The following is a 21,845-nucleotide window of genomic DNA, read 5'->3' as shown; positions in this document are numbered from 1 at the left end:
CGGGCAAGGGACGGGAGACGCCGTCCCCTAACAGTCAGCCATGCCAAGGGGCATCAAGGAGGTTGAAATGGCAAGTGTACATGAAAAGCTGGAGCGGGTTCGCAAGCCCCGCGTTCACATCAAATACGAAGTCGAAACCGAAGGCGCGATGGTGGTCAAGGAACTGCCCTTCGTCGTCGGCGTGCTGGGTGATTTCTCCGGCAACCCCACCCAGCCGCTGAAGCCGTTCGGCGAGCGCAAGTTCGTTCAGATCGACCGCGACAACTTCGATGAGGTGATGCGCCGCATGACCCCCGGCCTCAACATTTCCGTTGCCAACACGCTGCAGAAAGATGGGACGGACATGCAGGTCAACCTGAAATTCGAAAGCATGGACGATTTCGAACCCGGCGCCGTCGTGCAGCAGGTTCCTGCGCTGAAGGCGCTTCTGGACGCCCGCAACGAACTGCGCGACCTGCTTTCCAAGGCCGACCGTTCTGAAGATCTGGAACGGATGCTGGAAGATATTCTGCAGAACAAGACCGATCTCGCAACGCTGGTTTCCGAACTCAAGGAAAAGAACGGCGCGAGCAAATAATCGCCTGTGCGGAGGAAACCCTCCCCGAACGGCCCCCATTGCGGGGCTTCAACTGTTCAAGCGGCATTTTTCAAAGCCGCATGTGGAAGGACTGAAACATGAGCGCTGAAAGCCTGCTGAAAAACGAAGCACAGGCAACGACCGCCGAAGATCAGGGACTGCTGTCCAAGGTGGTTGCCGCAACCCGCCAGACCGAACCGGACCGCGCGCAAAATCTTCTGCGCACGCTGACCGACCAGGCGCTGAAGGGAACGGTCAAATACGACCGCAACCTCACCGTAACCCTCAACCACGCCATTGCCGAACTGGACCGGACGATTTCCGAACAGCTTGCCGCCATCATGCAGGCGCCGGAATTCGCCAAGCTGGAAGGCACCTGGCGCGGGCTCAACTATCTCGTCAAGAATTCCGAGACGAGCGTCAACCTCAAGATCCGCGTCATGAATTCCGGCAAGCGGGAACTGGCGCGCGATCTGGAAAAGGCCGTGGAATTCGATCAGTCGCGCCTCTTCAAGGCGATCTATGAAGATGAATTCGGCACCCCCGGCGGCGAGCCGCTCGGCGCGATCATCGGTGACTATGAATTCGACAACTCCTTCGATGACGTACAGTTGCTGCAGGGCGTCTCGTCAATTGCGGCGGCGGCTTTCGCACCGTTCATCTCGGCGGCGAGCCCGCACATGTTCGGTTTCGAGGATTACCGCGATCTCGCCCGTCCGCGCGATCTGGAGAAAATCTTCGATACGGTGGAGTACGCCAAATGGCGCAGCTTCCGTGAAAGCGACGATTCCCGTTTCGTGACGCTCGCTCTTCCGCGTGTGCTGGCGCGCATGCCCTATGGCCCCAAAACCAACCCGATCGATGATTTCGCCTATGACGAGACCAAGGGCGCGGTGAATGGCGACCTGCAGCATGACGAATATTGCTGGATGAACGCCGCCTATGTCATGGGCACGAAGCTCACAGACGCTTTTGCAAAGAGCGGCTGGTGCACGGCGATCCGTGGCGCGGAAAATGGCGGCCGGGTGGAAAATCTGCCCATGCACGTCTTCTCCAGCGATGACGGCGATCTCGATCTGAAATGCCCGACGGAAGTTGGCATTACCGACCGCCGCGACGCTGAACTGGGCAAGCTCGGTTTCCTGCCGCTCTGCCACTACAAGAACACGGATTATGCTGTGTTCTTCGGTGCCCAGACGGCACACAAGCCGAAGCTTTACGACAAGCCCGAAGCCACGGCCAACGCCGCCGTTTCGGCCCGCCTGCCCTACATCATGGCCACGTCGCGTTTTGCGCATTATCTCAAAGTGATGGGCCGCGACAAGATCGGCTCCTTCATGGAAGCGTCCGATTGCGAAGTCTGGCTCAATCGCTGGATTGCCAATTACGTCAACGCCAATGACGAAGCGGGCGAAGAAAGCCGGGCGAAATATCCGCTGCGCGATGCCAAGGTGACCGTGCAGGAAGTGCCGGGCAAACCCGGCGCCTATAATGCTGTCGCATGGATGCGGCCCTGGTTGCAGATGGAAGAACTGACGACCTCGCTGCGCATGGTCGCCCGTATTCCGTCCAAGAACTGAACCCGGACCGGGGTGGTCCGGCCACCCCGGTCCCGTTCTTCACCCGGAGCCCGCTCATGGCGCATCTGTCCTTTCCGGACGCCCGCATATTTGCCGACCAGCTCATCGCCCTCATCGACGATGCGCTGACCGGCCAGTTGAACGCCATTCTCCATCACCCTGATTTTCAGGCGATGGAAGCGAGATGGCGCGGGCTTGCCATGGTGGTGCGCGAGGCTGGCCGGGGCACCGACGTCAAGGTGAAGCTGCTGAACGCCAGCTGGCGCGACCTTGCCCGCAACACGGAACGCGCCACCGATTTCGACCAGAGCCATCTTTTCGAAGTCGTCTATAATCGCGAATTCGGCATGCCGGGCGGCGAACCGGTCGGCCTTTTGATCGGCGACTACGAATTTTCCCCTGATGATCTCGAGGGCGCCGATTCCATCACCACGCTGTCGCAGATCGGCATGGTGGCTGCGGCCGCCTTCTGCCCCTTCGTGGCGGCGGCCTCGCCTTCCGCCATCGGCCTGCAGGATTTCTCGGAGCTGAGCCGGGTCCACGATTTTTCCTGGCTGAAACAGGAGAAATCACGGCTGCGGTGGAACGCGCTTCGTGCGCGTGACGATTCCCGTTTTGTCGGCCTTGTTGCGCCGCGCGTTTTGCTTCGCTCGCCCTACAGGCCCTATGCGCGCGGGCGCGATGACGGATTTCCCTTCCGCGAGCATGTGGCGGAAAGCGGCGAAACCCTGCTTTGGGGCAACGCCGCCTTCGCTTTTGCCACGGTGGTGGTGCGCAATTTCGTCGATTCCGGCTGGTTTGCGGATCTGCGCGGTGTGACGCAAGACGCCGTGGATGGCGGCATGCTCTCTTCCCGGCAATTGCCGCCGCTCGATCTCGGCATCGAGAGCAACAGCCTTTCCGCGCAGCCGCCTGTCGAGGTGCAGCTGACGACCGGGCAGGAACAGCAATTTTCCGACCTCGGCATCGTGCCCGTCTCCACCACCTATCTCTCCGGCATGGCGATCTTCAACGCCAACCAGTCCCTGCATGCGCCCGGCCACTATTCCAGCGAAGCGGCAAGACAGAACGCCCGCCTCGCGGCCATGCTGCAATATGTGCTGTGCGCCTCCCGGTTCTCGCATTACCTCAAGGTCATCATGCGCGACGATATCGGCCAGCTGAGCGACGCCTCGACGATAGAACGCAAGCTGGAAGGCTGGCTTTCCTCCTACACGCTCGGCAATGACGATGCGGAAGCGACGCTGCGCACGCGCTACCCGCTGCGCTCTGCCGGGATCAACGTCTTCGAGGTTCCCGGCAAGCCCGGAACATTCTCCTGCACCGTGCGCCTTCAGCCGCATTTCCAGCTCGATGACGTCTCCACGAGCTTCCACCTCATTGCCGAAACCATGATGCCGCCGGCGGCCGCATCCCGATCTTCGGCCGAGCCGCAAAGGATATCCGCATGACGCTGCGCGACGACATTTCCCGCCTTCTCGATGATGACCGTCTGCAAGAGGCGATCGGGCTTGCACGCGAACACGTCAAGACGAAGCCCACCGACAAGGATGGCCGCCATTTCTACATCGACCTGCTGGTCCTCGCCGGCGATTATGAGAAGGCCGATGCGCAATGCAATCTGGCCGCAACATTCTCGCCGCAGGAAAGTGTCGGTTTTTCTCTCTTCCGCCACCAGCTGCGCGCCATGGCCGCACGCAATGCATGGTTCGAAACCGGCGCGGTGCCGGATTTTCCAGGCGGTCCGTCCGAACTCGATCAGCTGGCCATCCGGGCGAATATCGCCGCACGCAGCGGTGACGCGGATGACGCCGGAACCGCGCTGGCTGAACTCGACGAAAAACGTGGCAATGTGACGATCGGCCATAATGGCAAAAGCGCCGGCGATATCCGCGATCTGGACGACCGGATTCCGCACGCGCTGGAAGTGCTGACCAATGGCGGCCGCTATCTGTGGATCGATTACGGCCGCATCGAAAGCCTCACCATCGACCCCATGAGCCGCCCGCGTGACCTCGCTTTCCGCGGCGCCGAATTGACGCTGCGCGACGGCGCGGTCGCATCCGTGCTGCTTCCGGCCATCTATCACGGCGCAAAGGACGATGTCGGCCTTCTCCTTGGCCGGGAGACGCGCTGGAGCGAAGGGGAGCAACCGCTGGCGACCGGGCAAGGCCAGCGCTGCCTGCTGATTGGCGACGATGTCGTGCCGTTCCACGAAATCGGTTCTCTTGCCGCCGCCTCCGACGATGAAAGGCAGATCGCCCGTGGTTGATCCGCTCGAGCAATATCGCGCACGGCAGAGAACGCTGTCGCGCTCCGTTCTGGACCGGCTGCTCGATGACGCGCCGGATGCCGAAACGGACGCGCTCGTGAGCCTGAAGGATCAGGCGCGCGAAATGCGTGAGGTGATCCGCCGCGATCTCGAGGCATTGCTCAATACCCGCCGTAACCCCGCCGGCCCGCCGGCGGCGCTGAAGGAACTGTCCGATGCGCTGGTGAGCTATGGCGTGGACGGTATTCTCTCGGCCAATCTGGTGACGGATGCTTCCAAAGCGCGGCTCGCGCGCAGCATCGAACGGCGGATTTCCCTGTTCGAAACCCGCCTTGCCGACGTGCATGTGACAATCCTGAAAAACCGCACGGATGGCGATCGGGCGCTTCGCATGCGCATACAGGCAAGTTTCCGCCTTCAGGAAGGCATGCCGCCGATCAGCTTCGAATCCCGGATCGATCCGTCTACGCAACGTTTCCTGGTGGAGGCGACGAATGGCTGACGGCTTTCTCGAAAAATACAATGACGAACTTTTTGCCCTGAGAAAACGCGCATCGCGTTTCGCGGCGGCGTTTCCGAAAATCGCCGGCAGGCTGCGCATGACGGGAGATGTCGCCGACGACCCGCATGTCGAGCGGCTGATCCAGAGCTTCGCCTACTCCGCCGCCCGTGTGCGCCAGAAACTGGACGACGAATTTCCCGAACTGTCGGACAGCCTCTTGGAAACGCTCTATCCGCATTATCTTGCGCCCATCCCGTCCATGAGCGTGGTGCAGTTCACCCCGAGCACGACGCTCGCAACCGTGCAGACGCTCCCAAGGCACAGTGAAATCCTCGCCGAACCCGTCGGCGGTGAAAGCTGCCGTTTTCGCACCACGCAGGCGGTGGAGATCGCGCCGCTGCAAATCGCAGCCGCAACCTTGTCGGGCCAGCCGATCGACGCGCCGTTTTCGGCCTCCTTCGCCGGCGCCGCCAGCTGCCTGCGGCTTTCGCTGCGCAGCACGGCGCCGCGCGGCGGCACTTTCCCGGAAATGGGGCTGACGAAGCTTCAGATTTTCCTGTCCGCCGCCTGGCAGCAGGCCACGGCGCTTTACGAGCTTTTGACCAATCATTGCGTGGGTATGGCGCTTGCGCGTCACGCCGAGGACAAGGAAGCCGTTTTCCTGCCCGCCGGCAATCTCTGGCCATCCGGCTATACGCGCGATCAGGCCATGTTGCCCTATCCGGCCAACAGTTTTGACGGATACCGGCTTCTCACCGAATTCTTCGCGTTGCCGCAGAAATTTCTCTTTCTCGACATCGACGGGCTGGGCAAATGGAGCGGCGGCGATTGCGAACTTTACATCTATCTGGATGCGGCGGATACGCAGCTTGAGCGCATGGTGTCGGTCAGGGATTTCGTGCTGAACGCCTCGCCGGTCATCAACCTGTTCAAACAAAGCTGCGAACCGCTGAGCCTTGATGGCACGCGCACGGAATACCGCCTGCTGCCGGACGCACGACGGCAGCGGACCCGCGAAATCTACGCCGTCGAAAACGTCCAGCTGACCAGCCGCTCCGGGCAGACCGAAAAGACCTCCCCGTTCTTCGGCCGCACACAGCGCAATAATGGCGCGAACGTGTTCTGGCAGATACAGCGCCGGTTCGATGACGATGGTTCTTCCGATACGGACATCGCCTTCGTGGATCAGAAGCGCGGACCGCTTGGACCGCTCGACATGGTGGCGAGCATCGATACGCTGTGCATCAATCGCGAGCTGCCAAGCCAGCTCCCCTTTGGCGGCGGACACCCCTTCCTGCAGCTTTCGACCGGCAACGAGGCTGTAAAATCCATCCATGCGCTGATGCCGCCGACAGCGGCGATCCGCGTCAACGAGCGTTCGGCGCGTGAATGGCGGCTGATCTCGCATCTCCTCCTCAACCATCTGTCCCTCACCGACAGCGGCGGCGCACCACTGAAGGACATTCTGTCGCTTTATTCCTTCAGGGACAGCCCGGAAACCCGGCAGCTCGTGGAGGCGATCAGCAATGTCGAGGCGCAGAATTCCCATGCCCGGATCGGCTCGGCCATGGTGCCGGGAACTGACATCACCGTGGAGTTCGATCCCGCGCTGATCGCGCGACCTGCCGCATTTGTTTTCGCCAATGTCCTCAACCATTTCTTCGGGCTCTACACCTCGATCAACAGTTTCACGCGGCTGACGGCGACGATGCGCGGCCACTCCAAACCGATTGCCCGCTGGCCTGCCCGTGCGGCCGACCGGCCGCTGCTCTAGGAGACCGGGATGGAACAGCAAACGCCAACCATGAAAGACCGGCAGGCGGCGCTTCTCAGCGACGATCCCGGTCGTTTTGAGCCCGCCACCGCGTTTCGCGTCGCCCAGCTCGTTTCGGTGGATGACGGGATTGTCATCGGCGCCCATGGCGGAACACAGCCTACTCCGCTGGCGATCAGCGGTTTCAATCACAAACGAGGCCAGGCCGAACTGAAATCCGCTTTCGCGCCCATTGTCGGGCCGCTCGGTTCGCTGCCGCCGGCCTATGGCGAATTGCTGCAGCGGGAGGAACGCAATCGCTCCGGCGCGCTGGCAAGCTTCTTCAATCTGTTCGCGGCGAGATTCAGCGAATTATTCGTATCCGCAACGGAAAAATACCGCCTCGCAAGGGGATTGCGCTGGTCGGTCGAGCAGCAGGAAAACGGTTTTCGCAAAACCTTGCTCGCACTCACCGGGTTCCGCACAGCCGGTCTGGTCGAGAAGGCAGGCGTGAGTGAAGATGCGCTCCTGCGTTTCAGCGGGCTGCTGGCCGGCCGCAACCGCAATGTTTCGGCGCTGACATCAATGCTTTGCGAATTCACGGGACTTCCGGTCAATGTCGAACAGTTTCGCCGGCGATGGGTGGCTTTGCCGCTTCACGAACAAAGCCAGCTCGGGCAGGCATCCGGGCTGAGGCTCGGACAGAACACGACGGCGGGAAGCGCTGTCGAAGACATGAGCGGCGGTTTCCGGGTCGTGATCGGTCCTGTCGCCTATGCGGATTATCTGGCCCTGACGCCCGGATCGAAGCGGCTTGCTGAGATATTTTCGCTGACGCGCCTGTTCATCGGAAGCGCATTACATTTCGATGTGCAGGTGATCCTGAAAAAGGAGGACATTCCCTTTTGCCGCCTCGGCCAGTCCGATGCTCCCGCCCGTCTCGGCTGGAACAGCTGGGCTCGTGTGGCGCCTGCACAAAAAGACAGCGCCGATGCTGTGGTGACCGAGCCGGAAGGCTCGGTAATTTCCGCGTGAGGGCATGGATATGAAGCTTGCACTCAGGGACACACAAAATATCGGAGCCACAAGAGCCAATCCATGGAGCTTTGAGCGAGGCCGCCGCGTCATCGGCCGATCTCGCGATTGCGACTGGCAGATCGACGACAATGAGCGGCGCGTTTCCAAGCAGCACTGCACGCTCAGCCGCGATGGTGAAGGTTTTACGATCCTTGACCAGAGCGCGAACGGCACGCTGGTCGATGGCCGCCTGCTGCTCGAAGGTGAAAGCGCGCGTCTCCGGGACGGTTCGCAAATCAATATTGGCGGGCAGATTTTTCAGGTTGCCATCAGCGGCGACGCCGAGCTGGATTTTTCCGATCCCGACGCATCCCTGCGTATGAGTGACGAGCCGCTGACCATTTCGGCGATCCTTGCCGATATCGCCCCGAACGGCCGCTCGGCCGGCGGCGTGATGGGCAACACAGCCGCCTCCGATGAATGGTCCGAAACATGGCGCGAGGGCGCGAAACGGAAGGCAAAATCCATTTCGCGAAATGTTGAGATCGGCTGGAGCGAGCCGCCCTCGGCGCGTGGAATCGGCACCGTTCTGCCTGACAACTGGGACGAGGAGCCGGTTGCGAGCAGCGAGCACGAACATACCGACGCACTGAACACGCCGGTCATGATCTCACGCCCGGTTTCGGCCGCAAGTAGCGAAGATTTTGACAGTGTTTTTCCGGAGGCAAGCGAAGAGCTGACCCTGGAGAAAGCATCAACTGCTGATGTTTCGACCGCCCAGGAAATCGGCGATCTTCTGACCGCGCTGGAGCGGGAAAGCGCCGATTGTCTGGCCATTCTCGACATTGAAAGCGAGCGCGCCGGCCACGGTTCGTCAGCCTCCCTGAGCGAGCGGGTGGAAATGCTCATCCGCCAGCAGCGGCGTCTCGCCGCCTCTCTTGAAACCTTGATCCATAACTGCACGCAAAAGCTAGAACCAAGGCTTCTCGAAGCCTCCGTCGATGCCGGCAACGATCTCCGGGCGAAAATCGGCCGCAGGGACTGGCAGGGTCTGATCATGAAGACCGATTACTGGTCCGCGTACAAAAAGCAATTTGAGGAAAACGGCCGTCCATTGCCGATCAGACAGTTCCTGCAGCGGGCAGCGCGCGGTGAGGCCGCGCCCACGCAGGAGCCTGACGCGATAACGGCCGACGCAACGGGGGTAAACAACCACGATGAGACATGAGAACCGTGTTGCCTGGAGCGAGGGCATGTTTCTTCGCGTCCAGCATTTTCAGCAATCCGACCGCTGGACCGAACGCCTGGTGCGCAACACCACGCGCAACCTCTCGCCCTATCCCTGGGGCATCGCCGAAATCGGCGTCGACCGCAGCGCATTGTCTATAGGGCAATTCGCCCTGTCGAACCTGCGCGGCGTTCTTCCCGATGGAACGCCCTTCGAGGCGCCTGAAGATTCCGACCTGCCGCCACCGCTCGATCTCGACGAAAGCGTCAAGAACGCCGTCATCTATCTCGCCCTGCCGGCCCGGCAGCCGGGCAAGGCGGACATGTCCGCCAGCGGCCGCAACGATGCGAATAATGTGCGCTTCACCGCATCCAGCTATGAGGTCTCCGACACGAATATCGAGACGGATTTCGTGGCCCCCATCGATGTCGGTCGTCTCAGCCTGAAATTCCTGAAAACCGGCGACGATCTTTCCGGCTACGATCTCATCGGTCTGGCGCGCGTGATCGAGGTCCGCTCCGACCGCGCGGTCATTCTGGACCCGGATTTCATTCCTCCCAGCCTCAGCTGCGCGGCGGCACCGCGCCTCAACGAATTGCTGACGGAGCTTCTGGGGATCGTGCGCCACCGTGCGCAGGCGATTGCCGAACGCATCGGCGACCCGACGATCCGGGGAACCGCGGAAGTGGGCGATTATTTCCTGCTGCAGATCCTCAACCGCGCCGATCCGCTGCTGGCGCACCGCTGCGCCAACGCCACGCGTTTTCACCCCATCCGCTTTTACGAAGACTGCATCCAGCTTGCCGGCGAACTCGCCACCTTCACCACGGACAAAAAACGGGCGACGGATTTCCCGCCCTATCGGCACGAAGATCTGAAGGCCACCTTCGGTGCGGTTTTTGATGATCTGCGCACATCGCTGTCAGCGGTTCTGGAACAGGCGGCTGTGGCCATCGAACTGGTGGAACGCCGCCACGGCGTCCGCGTCGGCACCATCCACGACCGCACGCTTCTGCGCGATGCCGGTTTCGTGCTTGCCGTGCGCGCGGACATGGCCGCCGAGGACATTCGCCGCCGTCTGCCGGCTCAGATCAAGGTTGGGCCGGTGGAGCGGATTTCCGAACTGGTCAATGTCGCACTGCCGGGCATTCCCGTGCGCTCCCTGCCGGTTCTGCCGCGACAATTGCCCTATCGATCCGGCACCGTCTATTTCGAGATCGACACGCAATCACCCCTCTGGAAGCAGCTTGATACATCAGGCGCCATCGCCCTGCATCTGGCAGGCGAGTTTCCCGGGCTTGAGATGGAAATGTGGGCGTTACGCGAATGAGCAAGGAAAAGCCCTCCTCCTGGCAGGATTTGCCGACGGTGGTCGAAATCACCGAAGAAAGCCGCCGACGCAACCAGAACGCCCGCAACATGGCGGCGATCCTGGAAGACATTGTCGAAGCCGACGAGCCGGCCGGGCGACCGAAGGCAAGCGCGGCCGCCATGCCGGTCGATCAGCTGCTCTCCGGTTTCCATTTCGGCGGTGACGATGTGCCGACGCTCGTGCAATCGGCCGCCCCCCTTCTCAACCTCGCGCATCTACTGCGCTTCAGCGATGCCGAGCCGGATTCCGACCAGCTTCGCCGCGCCTGCGTTGAAGCGATCACCCGCTACGAGCGCGACCTCGCTTCCGCACGCATCAGCCCCGAGCGGGCAAGGGCGGCGCATTATGTCGTCTGCGCCACGGTGGATGATGTCGTTCTGAGCAAGCCCTGGGGCGTGCGGGCAGGCTGGGCGCGCTCCGGCCTCGTCTCCACCTTCCACAATGATGTCACCGGCGGCGACCGGGTTTTCGACATTCTCGACCATTTCCACCAGTCGCCCGGCCCCAACAAGGATCTGCTGCTTCTGATCTATCTGTGCCTGTCGCTGGCTTTCGAAGGACGCACCCGCGTTTCGCCAAAGGGTGCGCTGGAGCTCTCGCGCATCCGCGACAGCCTCTACAAAACGCTGATCGGCCAATACGGCACTTTCGAGCGGGAGCTTTCGCCACACTGGAAAGGCGTCGACGCACGGCATACGCCATTGCGCACGATGGCTGCGTTGTGGACCTTGCTGTCGCTGATGGCGCTTGCCTTTGCGCTTGGTTATCTCTTCTTCACGCTGTCGCTCAACAACGCCTCCGATGTGACCTTCGAGAGGCTCGCCCATCTCCCGCCGAACGAAACACCGAGCGTGCTGATCGCAAGCCCGCCGCCACAACCGCCGGCGCAGGTCGAAACGCCCAAGGTCGTGGAACCGCCGAAGACGGAGCCGCGGCAACCATCCCGGCTTGAAAAGCTGATGGCCTTCCTTCAGCCGGAAGTCGAAAAGAAGCTTGTCACGCTGGCGGATGTAAACGGGCGGCTGCGCATTCGCATCAACAATTCGGGCCTGTTCTCCACCGGCAGCGCCGATGTCAGCCCGCAGTTCCGCGATCTCATCCAGCGTATCGGCGGCGCGCTTGCGGCTGAGAAATTCCGCGCCGTCGTCATCGGTTATACCGACACCGTGCCGATCAAGACGGTGGAATTTCCGTCGAACTGGCACCTTTCCGAAGCGCGCGCCAAGGCGGTCGGAGACATTCTTTCACAATTCACCGGCCCGGAAGCGATCCTGACGGAAGGCCGTGCCGACAGCGACCCGATCGCCGACAACAAGACGGAGGAAGGCCGCCAGATCAACCGCAGAACGGAAATCATGGTCCTGACCAATCCCGATGAAAAACTGAGCGACGCCGGCATTCTCTCGCCGACCATCCAGAACAGTTCGGGACAGCAGCCGCAAGAGGCCCAGCCATGAATCCGCTAAGCTATTTTTATACGATCCGATCCTATGTCGAGAGCTATGCGGCTCTCATCGGCCGCCGTTTCCTGTCGCTGTTATGGGCGGTCGCGCTCTGCATCGTCATCTGGTTTTACGGCTATCTGGTCGCGCTGGGCGATTTCAAGCCTTTGGGGACGACACAGGCCCGGCTCATCGCCATCGGCATCATTCTGGCGATATGGCTGGTCTATATCGTCGTCACCATTTATCGCGGTCGCAAGCAGGACAAGGAACTTGTCGACAGTATCGAGCGCGAAGCCCTGGCCAACCGCCAGGCTGAAGTCGGCGAAATCCAGACGCGCCTCAAGGAAGCGCTGGCGTTGCTGCGGCGGGTCACGAAAAAGCGCTTCGGTTATATTTACGACCTGCCCTGGTACGTGATCTTCGGCGCACCGGGCTCCGGCAAGACGACAGCGCTCACCAATTCCGGCCTGCAATTTCCGCTTGGCGATGCGCTTGGCGAAAACGCGGTGAAGGGCATCGGCGGCACGCGTAACTGCAACTGGTGGTTCGCCGACGAGGCGATATTGATCGACACCGCCGGCCGTTACACCACGCAGGACGACCTTGATGGCTCATCGAAGGCCGGCTGGGAAGGATTCCTCGGCCTTCTGAGACGTTATCGCCGCTCGCAGCCGATCAATGGCGCGCTGGTGACATTGTCGATCCCCGATCTTCTGAGCCGCAACCCCGAGGAGCAAAGGCAGGAACTGCGCTCCATCCGCCGGCGGCTTTCGGAACTGGACGAATATCTGCGTGCGCGCGTTCCGGTCTATATCGTGCTTACCAAGGCGGATCTGCTGCATGGTTTCGTGGAATTCTTCGACGGTTTCAACAAGACCGATCGCCAGCAGGTTTGGGGCACGACCTTCAAGCTGGATGAGAGCTATTCCGCCGAAAACCTGCCGCAACGTCTGACGGAAGAATTCGAGCTGCTGCAACAGCGGGTCGATGCGATGCTGATCGAGCGCCTGCAGCAGGAGCAGAATGCCGAAACGCGCGGCCGCATCTTCCGTTTCCCGGCTGAACTCGCACGGCTGAAAGACAGGCTCCATGAAGCTCTGACCGAGCTTTGCGCAAGTTCTCCGCTCATCGAAGCGCCGCTTCTGCGTGGCGTTTACCTCGCTTCGGGAACGCAGCCGGAAACGGAAAGGTCTCCCGCAGCGTCCCGAACCCGCCGAAGCTATTTCCTGTCGCGGCTGTTCAAGGACGTCATCTTCCCCGAAGCCGCACTGGTGATGCGTGACAAGCGCCTTTCCAGGCGACAATTGCTGGTGCGGCGCATTGCCTATGGCGTATCCGCCGCCGCGGTCGCCATTGTCTTCACCGGCTGGATTTTCACCTATTTCGCCAATACGCAGGCGCTGGCGGAAGCCGATCGCAAACTTGGCGCTTATGAACAGCTCGTTCAGGGCATTCCCGTGCGCGATGTTTCCGACGCCGATTTTCTCCGTATCCTCCCGGCGCTCGACAATCTGCGCGATGTCAATTCCGGCTTTGCCCGCGAGAGAGTGTGGAACGTCAGCTTCGGGCTCGATCAGGAAGACAAGATCGCCGGACGGCAGCGTGACGCCTATCAGCGCGCGCTCAACGCCCTGCTCCTGCCACGCATGATCGTGCAGCTGCAGAAGCAGCTGAAGGACAAAAAGGATGTCACGCGCACCTTCAATTCGCTGAAGCTCTATGGAATGCTCGGCGGCATGGGTGCGCTGGACCCCGATTTCCTGACCGTGCAGACGCATCAGATCTTCGCATCCCTCTACCCCGGCGACGGAAGAGCGGCGGCGAGAGAAGCGCTCGACCAGCACGCGAAAGCGCTGGCGAATGGCGTACTCGCCCCGATCGAGCTCGATGCGCGGCTCATCGCCACCGCCCGCGAAACCATCCGCAACCAGGCTGTCGGCACGCGTGCCTATGATATTCTCGCCGGTCTTCCGCAGGCGCGGGAACTGATGGAATGGACACCAGCCACGGCTTTCGGCCCGCTTGGCGAGCGTGCCTTCGAGCGCCGCAGCAAGATGCCGATGGCGGAAGGCATCGAAGGTCTTTTCACGGCGGAAGGATATCGCAGCGTCGTCATTCCACAGGTGGCCCATGCCGCGCGCATCGCACTTTCCGAAGGGTGGGTGCGCGGTTCCGATGATGCACTCCGTGGCGCAACGGTCGAGCAGGTGGCGCAGGCTGCACTGCAAATCTATTTCGACCGTTTCGAGAAAAAATGGGCCGATACGCTGGCCGACCTTCGGGTCAAACCGTCCCAGACCCTTGGCGACGCGGTGGAAACGAGCCGCGCACTTGCCAATGAGCGCAATATCGTGGTGGAAGCTGCCAGATCGATCGCGGATGCGACCGATCTACGTCCCGGAGCAAACCCGGCCACCCTCGCCTCCACCGCGGAAGGCGACACAACCGCAGCCGTTCTGGCCGCCACGGTGAACGCGGCCGATCCCTATGCGAGACTGCGGGACATGCTGGCGGCGAAAGGCACGGCCGCAGCGGGCGAGCAGGCCAATGGCGGCAAGGCAGGCGGTTCGCCATCGGAACAGTTGCTCGCGCATTTCAAGATGCTGAACGAGCAGCTTGCCCGCTCGGCAACCACCTCCGACGAAGTCGCCAAGGTGTTCGACGTGGATAGCCAGCTTACCAAGGCAAATCAGGATCTGTTGCAGCAGGCCCGCGATTTGCCGGCGCCGCTGGATGTGTGGGTGGCGGGCGTGGCGGCGGATGTCGGTTCGCTTGCGGTCAAATCCGCACGCAGCCGCATTGCCGAACTCTGGGCAGCCGATGCGGCATCCCTGTGCTCTTCCATCGTGACGGGCCGTTATCCTTTTGACAGGTCATCTTCCCGCGATGTCGCCATCGCGGATTTCACCCGTCTCTTCGGGCCATCTGGTGTTTTCCAGAGCTTCTTCAAACAGCGACTGGAGCCGTTTGTCGACAGAACAACCAACCCCTGGAGCTGGAAAGGCACCTTCGGCGCCGCAGGCATTCCCAGCAGCGCCATTGCCCAGTTCGAAAATGCCGACAAGATTTCGCGCGCCTTCTTCCCGAATGGCAGCGAGACGCCGGCGGTGTCGATCAATGTAAAACCCGTTTCGCTCACCAATGCTTCGAGCGCGGTGATGCTGGAAATCGAGGGTGAGCGGGTCGTTTATTATCACGGCCCCATTCAGGCGAAATCGATTACCTGGCCGTCGCGCGAAAACACGGCCAGCCTCTCGCGCATCGCTTTCCAGCCGGGCGGCTGGCAGCAGGCGAAAACCGAAAACGGCGACTGGTCGCCATTCCGGCTGTTTGACGGCGCCGACATCGAAAACCAGTCGGGTGATCTGCTGCGGGTGCGATTTGCGAATGGTGCTCAGGCTGCCGAATTCGATATTCAGTTCGGCTCGGTTCTCAACCCATTCAGGCTGGACGCCATCGCCGGCTTTGCCTGCCCCGCGCAGTTTTAGCGGCGGGGCGGCGCAGCGTTTTTTTTAAGGAGGGGATCTATGATGAAAGCAACGACGAAAAGCATCGCGGTCAATCACGACTGATGGTCAATCAGGCATCGAGGCCCGCGGAAACAGCAGCGGAAAGCGACCGCATCGGTTTCTTCGGCAAGGTACCCAGCCATGGCGACTTCATCTCCGACGGGCTTGAACGGGAGTTGATCGGGACGTTTGACGACTGGATGCGATCCGGCCTGCACGCCTGCGCAGACATGTTCGCGGGCCGATGGTCCGAAATATTCGCGTCATCGCCTCCCATACGTTTCATCATCGAAAGCGGCATATGGGGAAACTGCGCCTATGCCGGCGTGCTGGTGCCCAGTGCAGACCGGGTGGGGCGAAAATATCCGCTTGCCATCATTGCCCAGCTCAATAACTTCCGGAAACATCCGAGAACGCTCTATCTCGACGACACCTGGTTCATGGCCGCCGAAGCGCTGGCCGAAACATCCATGACGGGTGATTTCGACATGTCCCGGTTCAACGCCTCCGTCAAAAAACTGCGCCCGCCGAAGCCACGGGAAGAGGATGATACGCAGGAAATGGTGCGTAACCGCGTACCGACGAGCCTCTGGTGGCACATTGATCCCATCAGCCGCCGTGCCCGCGGCCTCAAATTTGACGGTAAACCCAAAGCTTCCGATTTCCTGCGCCTCTTCAGCGACATGACGGGCAAGGGCGATGAGGACAGCTCAGCGCCTGCGCAGGCGCCGGAGAGTGTGAAACAGAAAACCCCACCCATTATTTCGCCCGCGCCTTCAACCGGACAGCCCGCGCCGGTCATCTACAGCTATGCCACGCACCCGGGAACACGGCTCTCCCTGAACGCGGATTCGCTCTTCGTTTCCCAGACGCCCGCCCTCTTCGCCATAGCGGACGGACAGGGCGACACGCACAGCGCCGCGGAAGCCGCCCGTCTGGTCACGAATATTCTTGCCGAGACGCCCGACGCCGAAACTCCCGAAGTGATGGCGCAGCAGATCAGGGGAAAGCTCGGCACAGTCAACAGCCTGCTTCTGTCGCGCCAGGCCATGGGTGCGGACGGCAGGCCGATGGCAAGCGTCGTCATAGCCTCCATTTTCGGCCGCAGGCTGAGCGTGTTATGGTCCGGCGATGCGCGTGCCTATCTCCTGAAAAACGGAACCATGCACCAGCTTTCGCGCGATCACGTCGTTATCGGCATGAAAAAGCAGCTCTCGCAATGTGTCGGGCTTTCCCAGCAATTCCGGCCGGATATCGTCGGGGAAGACTGGAGCTCACAGGACAGGCTGCTCCTGTGCAGTTATCCGCTGGTGCAAATCCTGAAGGAGCGCGCGATTGCCGAGATTGTCGGCAACACCCCGATCAAGGACTGCGCCAGCGCCCTGATCCAGGAAGCGCTGATCGAGGACGCACGCGAAAATGTCAGCGCCATCGTGATTGGAAACCGGCTTGAGCAAGGGTAAAGAACCGGCGGATGGGCCTGCCTACCCGCAGGTCGCCGAGCGCTTTTCCGATCTGTGGCAGAGCATCCGCCACGATGGCATTGAGGAGAGGTCGGCCGAAGACCAGAAGGATCTGATCGATCAGGTCAGGAACGCGCTGGATCGGAAAGTCTCGCATTTTTCCGAAGCAAAACCCGAGTGGATTGCCGACAGTTTTTCCCTTGAACGGATTGCCTACGAAAGCGAAAACACGCTGCTGCTGCAAGTGCGGCACCGCGATCTCGGCTCCCTTCATGCGCTGAAGACCGTGCCACCGACGTTGAGAAACGACGCGGTGCTGCTGCAAAGATTGCGGCAGGAGGCACAGGTCGGACTGACACTGCGTCATCCGTGCCTGGTGGAAACATCGGCGCTGCTGAGATTGCCCGATGGCCGGCCGGGTCTGTTGCAACCATGGCTCCCGCAGTCACTGGCGTCGCAGCGGCCTACTACCGCGCCGCAGGCGATCACAATCCTTCGCCGCCTGCTGGAAGGGCTAAGCGCCATGCATGCACGGGGTTATGTCCACTGCGATGTCACACCAGCCAATATCTTGCTGGAGGACGGCGATTTCGAAACAGGCAGGCTTGGCGATTTCGGCATTGCGCTGAAAATCGGCCAAAAACATGCGGAACGGGGCATGAGTTTCGCCGCCTCGCGCGAATTTGCGGCACCGGAACGGATGTGGGACGCAGCGGCAAAGCCGGATCAGGATATATTTTCAGTGGGACAGCTTGCCCGGCGGCTCGCCGGGTCAGACGAGGTGCGGATAACGCAAGGCTTGGCGGACTTTGCGGACGCCTGTTGCCATGACGATCCTCAGTCGCGTCCACAGACGGCGATGGAAGCGCTACAGCTTCTGTAGCGCCTCATTGGTCAGTTGCCGCTGCCGGGAAGCGGCGCGGCCGCCGTCGGAACGCTCTTCTGGAACACGGTCAGCAGCTTGGCCGAATCCACCAGCGGCGCGTTGCTGGCATAAAGCACATCGCCCTTCTGCATCTGGAAAAGCTGCATGAGGGCGATGCTGGAAGCGTCGCGCATATTGACGTGATAGATCACCGGCCGCATGGTCGTGGCTGTCGCGACCGGGCCTTTCGCGCCCGATGCCGTTGCGGCGGGAACCTGAATGATCTCGTTGCGGAAGACATAGACATTGCGTGCGTCCGCACGGTCATCCAGCAACCCGCCGGCGCGGCCGACAGCCTGCGCCAGGGTGAGTTTTCCGGCTTCGAACTGGAATTCGCCGGCGCTCTTGAAGGCGCCGAGCGCCGTGTAACTCGCCGCATCGCCATCGATCATGATCTGATCATCAGGTGACAGTCGGATATTCTGGCGGTCTTCCCGCATGACGCGGTCAAGCGGCGCGCTGGCCCTGTGGGAGCCACGAACAACGGTGACCGTGGCAGCGCCCGGCGCGACAGTCGGGCCGCCGGCCTGATTGAGGGCGTCGAGCACCCGCTCCTGCCGGGCGGTAAGCGTTATTTTGCCGGGGTTCTTCACCGCACCGCTGAGCATGACGGCGCTCGTCGGTTTATCGACGACGGTGACGACGGCCTGCGGGTTCACGGCCGATCCCTTGAGCCCGGCGACGACCTGCGATTGCAGCCCCTCGGGCGTCGAATCCACCACACGCTGTTTGCCGACGAAGGGAATATTCACCGATCCGCTCTGGTCCACTGTAAAGCGGCCGAGATTGAGCGTCTTGCTTTGCGTCGGGGAGAAAAGTCCGTCTTCTCCCGTATCCAGCACGGTGATGTCGATCACGTCGCCGCGCCGCAATCTCTGGGCGTTGTAACCGGTGTTGCGAAGCGCGGTAAGGCCGGGGCCGGAGGCGCCCTGCAGGCTTCCGGCGGAAACCGTAGCAGCCGGTGCATTCGCCAGTTCGATGACGGGGATTTTTTCGTTGGTTCGCGGGAAGGTCGCAGATCGGATATTGCCTGCGGTCGGTCCGTCAGATGGCTTTGCACATGCGCTCAAAAGCGCCACCAGCAAAACCGCCCCCAACTTTTTCATCCCTCATCCCCTCGATGATTCAACCTGACGCAGAGATAACATCCCGACACGTCATCGCAACAACTTTAGCGGTTGCTATTTAGCGAAAACTTGTCTTCCAAAGAAAAGGTGTGACCATTCCGCAACCTTTTCGAAAGCGCCCAAAAGCAAACCCCAACAATGTACCGATGAGAAATAGGCGCGATACCGCGCTCACCGGCATGGGGGATTTTGGATGGAACGGTTTTGCGGTGCGGGAGTTTGTTTTGTGCAAACCCAAGACAGGAGGAAGAACAATGGACCACAGCAATCACGTCCGTCTGGCTGAAACCGAACTCACGCCATCCGTTCTGGAAGGCGCCACCGTTTATGGCGCGGATGATCACAAGGTCGGTAAAGTTGACCATGTGCACGGTGTCGGCGCCAACACGACAGCCATCATCGATGTCGGCGGTTTTCTCGGCATTGGCGCAAAGCCCGTTGCAGTGCCGATCAGCGACCTTGATTTCATGCGCGATGAAGATGGCGACGTCCATGCCGTTACCTCGTGGACAAAGGACCAGCTGAAGGACATGCCCGAACATCGTCACTAAGCCTGTCCCAGCAGACTTCAGAAGCGCCCGGCCATGTGCCGGGCGTTCGTTTATATGGGCCGCTCCCTGCACCGCTCCCCCTCCGCCGGCAAATGGAACACTTGCGCATGTCAGGCATTTTCATGGCGCGCAATAATTGGGCGCAAGGCATTCAAGGGGATAACAATTGCACAATCAGGTTCAGGCCAGCCCGCTGAGCATTGACGACGTGACCGTCATCGATGACGAAAAGGTCAAAAAGGCCGTAACGGCCGCAGCCCTCGGCAACGCCATGGAGTGGTTCGATTTCGGCGTTTACGGTTTTGTCGCTTACGCCGTCGGCAAGGTCTTCTTTCCCGAGGCGGCTCCCGCCGTTCAGACCGTGGCGGCACTGGCGACATTTTCGGTGCCGTTTCTCATTCGTCCTCTCGGCGGCATTTTCTTCGGCGCGATGGGCGACAAGTTCGGCCGCCAGAAAGTCCTTTCGCTCACCATCATCATCATGGCGGCGAGCACCTTCTGCATCGGCCTAATCCCGGGCTATGCGACCATCGGCATCTGGGCGCCTGTCCTCTTGCTGCTCTGCAAGCTCGCCCAGGGCTTTTCCGTCGGCGGCGAATATACCGGCGCGGCCATCTTCGTGGCGGAATATGCGCCGGACCGCAAACGCGGCTTCCTCGGCAGCTGGCTCGATTTCGGCTCCATCGCCGGTTTCGTGCTTGGCGCAGGGTTCGTCGTGCTGCTCAGCACCGCCATGGGGGAAGCAAAGTTCCTCGATTGGGGCTGGCGCATACCGTTCTTCCTGGCCGCACCGCTCGGGCTCATCGGCCTTTATCTCCGCCACGCCGCGGAAGAAACCCCGGCTTTCACCGAACGGCTGCAGCGCGCTGAAGAAGAGGACCGCCAGTCGCTCAAGGAACGGCCGATGGTGCCGATCGCGGAGATCGCCAGAGAGCATACCCGATCGCTGGCGATCTGCATCGGCATGGTTCTCGTCACCAACGTGACCTATTACATGCTGCTGACCTACATGCCGACCTATCTGTCAAAAACGCTGAATTACAGCGAGGATCACGGCGTTCTCATCATCATAGCTGTCATGGTCGGCATGCTGTTCGTCCAGCCGGCGATCGGGCTGCTCAGCGACCGGATCGGTCGCAAACCGTTTCTTGCCGTCGGCAGCACGGCGATCCTTTTCCTCTCGCTGCCTGCCTTTCATTTCATCGCCAGCGGCCAGGTGGTGCAGATTTTCTTCGGGCTGCTCATTCTCGCAGTCGCACTCAATTGCCTGATCGGCATCATGGCCTCGACCCTGCCCGCCCTCTTCCCGGCCCGCATCCGCTACAGCGCTCTGGCAATCGCCTTCAATATCTCGATCATCGTCGCGGGGCTGACACCAACGGTAACCGCCTGGCTGGTGGAGGTGACCGAAAACATCTACATGCCGGCCTATTACCTCATGGTCGCAGCCGTCTTCGGCATCATCACGACCTTCTTCCTGAAGGAAACGGCCAATCGGCCGCTCTATGGCGATACACCGAATGCCTCCAGCCGGAAGGAAGCAAAATCGCTTCTTGCCGAGCAATATCTGCACATCGAAAAAAGTGTCGAGGAGATTGACGAGGAACTCGTCAAATTGGAAGAGCAGAAGAAAACCCTGCAGGCGAAACGCGAGGAACTCGTCGGCCGCCATCCGGACCTGAACTGACAACTCCGCATCAAAAAGTAAAATGCGCGGCGGTGCATCTTGCACCCCGCGCATCAGGTTTGATGGTTTTCAGCGATCCGCCCTGAAATCCGCCGTTGCCTGCCTCAAACGGCGAGGAAACCGCCATCGACCGGCAAGACGGCGCCGGAAATCATCTTGCTGTCGTCCGAGAGCAGCAGCGCGATGCTCTGCGCCACTTCTTCCGCTTCGGCAAAGCGGTTGAGCGGATGACGAACCATCATCGGCTGGCTCTTTGCGGGGTCGTTCCAGGCTTCCGCTGCGAGTTCGGTCAGCGTAATTGTCGGCGCAACGGCGTTGACGCGGATACCATGCGGGCCGAGCTCCTTGGCGAGAACGCGAGTTGCGCCTTCAAGCCCTGCCTTGGACGCCGCATAACACAGGTGATCCTGAAAACCTCGATGGCCGGCAATCGAAGTGATGTTGACGATCGCACCGCCACCGCCATTTGCGATGCGGGCGCGGGCAAATTCCTGGCAGGTGACAAGGGCCGCACGCAGGTTGATGCCCAGCACGGCTTCATAACCCGCATCGCTCATGTCGAGCACGCTTTCCAGCACGTTGATGCCGGCGCTGTTGATCAGGAAATCGCAGGGGCCAGCCTCCGCCATCGCGGCGCGGGTGGCGGCGACGTCGGCAAGATCGACACGGATCGAACGGCCACCGATTTCGCTTTTCAGGCTGTCGAGATCTGATTGCGTGCGGCTGATCGCCACCACTTCCGCACCGCGCGCGGCCATCAGCTGCGCACAGGCGCGGCCGATACCTTTTCCTGCGCCGGTGATGATGACGGATTTTCCGGAAAACTGCATGGAATCC

The 21,845-nt window shown here is 61.1% G+C and carries 17 protein-coding genes; 15 read left to right on the top strand and 2 right to left on the bottom strand.

Annotated features, from left to right (window positions below):
- Positions 1–67: 67 nt before the first annotated feature.
- From tssB to WDZ78_RS17260, 13 genes are all read left to right on the top strand, one after another.
- Positions 68–577, top strand: coding sequence for a type VI secretion system contractile sheath small subunit (gene tssB, locus WDZ78_RS17320; RefSeq protein WP_020010212.1), 510 nt, complete (start codon positions 68–70; stop codon positions 575–577).
- Positions 578–675: 98 nt separating this feature from the next.
- A complete protein-coding gene (gene tssC, locus WDZ78_RS17315) occupies positions 676–2,157 on the top strand; it encodes a type VI secretion system contractile sheath large subunit (RefSeq protein ID WP_003504545.1) in 1,482 nt (493 codons plus the stop codon).
- A 56-nt stretch (positions 2,158–2,213) separates the two neighbouring features.
- Positions 2,214–3,608 carry a type VI secretion system contractile sheath large subunit gene (gene tssC, locus WDZ78_RS17310; protein ID WP_425673711.1) on the top strand — a complete coding sequence of 465 codons (1,395 nt, stop codon included), beginning with the start codon at positions 2,214–2,216 and terminating at the stop codon, positions 3,606–3,608.
- Entirely contained in the window at positions 3,605–4,429 is an 825-nt protein-coding gene (locus tag WDZ78_RS17305) for a type VI secretion system accessory protein TagJ (RefSeq protein ID WP_425673710.1), read from the top strand. Before tssC (WDZ78_RS17310) ends, WDZ78_RS17305 begins: the two co-directional genes overlap by 4 nt.
- The gene (gene tssE / locus WDZ78_RS17300) at positions 4,422–4,931 is read left to right on the top strand and encodes a type VI secretion system baseplate subunit TssE (protein ID WP_003504539.1); all 510 of its coding nucleotides are present in this window, start codon (positions 4,422–4,424) and stop codon (positions 4,929–4,931) included. Before WDZ78_RS17305 ends, tssE begins: the two co-directional genes overlap by 8 nt.
- Positions 4,924–6,705, top strand: a complete 1,782-nt coding sequence (gene tssF, locus WDZ78_RS17295; protein WP_425673709.1) for a type VI secretion system baseplate subunit TssF — start codon at positions 4,924–4,926, stop codon at positions 6,703–6,705. The genes tssE and tssF overlap by 8 nt, the downstream gene beginning before the upstream one ends.
- A 9-nt stretch (positions 6,706–6,714) precedes the next feature.
- Entirely contained in the window at positions 6,715–7,719 is a 1,005-nt protein-coding gene (gene tssG, locus WDZ78_RS17290) for a type VI secretion system baseplate subunit TssG (protein ID WP_425673708.1), read from the top strand.
- 4 nt (positions 7,720–7,723) lie between these two features.
- The gene (locus WDZ78_RS17285; protein WP_425673707.1) at positions 7,724–8,929 is read left to right on the top strand and encodes a type VI secretion system-associated FHA domain protein; all 1,206 of its coding nucleotides are present in this window, start codon (positions 7,724–7,726) and stop codon (positions 8,927–8,929) included.
- Entirely contained in the window at positions 8,919–10,259 is a 1,341-nt protein-coding gene (gene tssK / locus WDZ78_RS17280) for a type VI secretion system baseplate subunit TssK (protein WP_425673706.1), read from the top strand. The genes WDZ78_RS17285 and tssK overlap by 11 nt, the downstream gene beginning before the upstream one ends.
- The gene (gene tssL / locus WDZ78_RS17275; protein ID WP_425673705.1) at positions 10,256–11,758 is read left to right on the top strand and encodes a type VI secretion system protein TssL, long form; all 1,503 of its coding nucleotides are present in this window, start codon (positions 10,256–10,258) and stop codon (positions 11,756–11,758) included. Before tssK ends, tssL begins: the two co-directional genes overlap by 4 nt.
- The gene (gene tssM, locus WDZ78_RS17270) at positions 11,755–15,234 is read left to right on the top strand and encodes a type VI secretion system membrane subunit TssM (RefSeq protein WP_425673704.1); all 3,480 of its coding nucleotides are present in this window, start codon (positions 11,755–11,757) and stop codon (positions 15,232–15,234) included. Before tssL ends, tssM begins: the two co-directional genes overlap by 4 nt.
- Before the next feature lie 83 nt (positions 15,235–15,317).
- Positions 15,318–16,718: a type VI secretion system-associated protein TagF gene (gene tagF, locus WDZ78_RS17265; RefSeq protein WP_425673703.1), complete on the top strand. Its 1,401-nt coding sequence runs from the start codon at positions 15,318–15,320 to the stop codon at positions 16,716–16,718.
- Positions 16,705–17,601 (top strand): protein kinase domain-containing protein, encoded by an 897-nt coding sequence (locus WDZ78_RS17260; protein WP_425673702.1) that lies wholly within the window; start codon positions 16,705–16,707, stop codon positions 17,599–17,601. Before tagF ends, WDZ78_RS17260 begins: the two co-directional genes overlap by 14 nt.
- An 11-nt stretch (positions 17,602–17,612) precedes the next feature.
- Here WDZ78_RS17260 and WDZ78_RS17255 read toward each other — a convergent pair whose 3' ends face one another.
- The gene (locus WDZ78_RS17255) at positions 17,613–18,749 is read right to left on the bottom strand and encodes a polysaccharide biosynthesis/export family protein (RefSeq protein ID WP_020812997.1); all 1,137 of its coding nucleotides are present in this window, start codon (positions 18,747–18,749) and stop codon (positions 17,613–17,615) included.
- A 275-nt stretch (positions 18,750–19,024) separates the two neighbouring features.
- On the opposite strand from WDZ78_RS17255, the gene WDZ78_RS17250 reads away from it, so the two are divergent.
- Both WDZ78_RS17250 and proP read left to right on the top strand, forming a co-directional pair.
- The gene (locus WDZ78_RS17250) at positions 19,025–19,321 is read left to right on the top strand and encodes a PRC-barrel domain-containing protein (RefSeq protein ID WP_003504518.1); all 297 of its coding nucleotides are present in this window, start codon (positions 19,025–19,027) and stop codon (positions 19,319–19,321) included.
- Positions 19,322–19,487: 166 nt separating this feature from the next.
- A complete protein-coding gene (proP, locus tag WDZ78_RS17245; protein WP_020010199.1) occupies positions 19,488–21,008 on the top strand; it encodes a glycine betaine/L-proline transporter ProP in 1,521 nt (506 codons plus the stop codon).
- Between the two features lie 104 nt (positions 21,009–21,112).
- On the opposite strand, the gene WDZ78_RS17240 is transcribed toward proP, so the two are convergent.
- A complete protein-coding gene (locus tag WDZ78_RS17240; RefSeq protein ID WP_003504515.1) occupies positions 21,113–21,838 on the bottom strand; it encodes an SDR family oxidoreductase in 726 nt (241 codons plus the stop codon).
- Positions 21,839–21,845 lie beyond the last annotated feature (7 nt).

This window comes from Agrobacterium sp. M50-1 (genome assembly GCF_049843495.1).
GTDB lineage: Bacteria > Pseudomonadota > Alphaproteobacteria > Rhizobiales > Rhizobiaceae > Agrobacterium > Agrobacterium radiobacter.
This window is presented reverse-complemented; position numbering and strand designations above follow the sequence as displayed.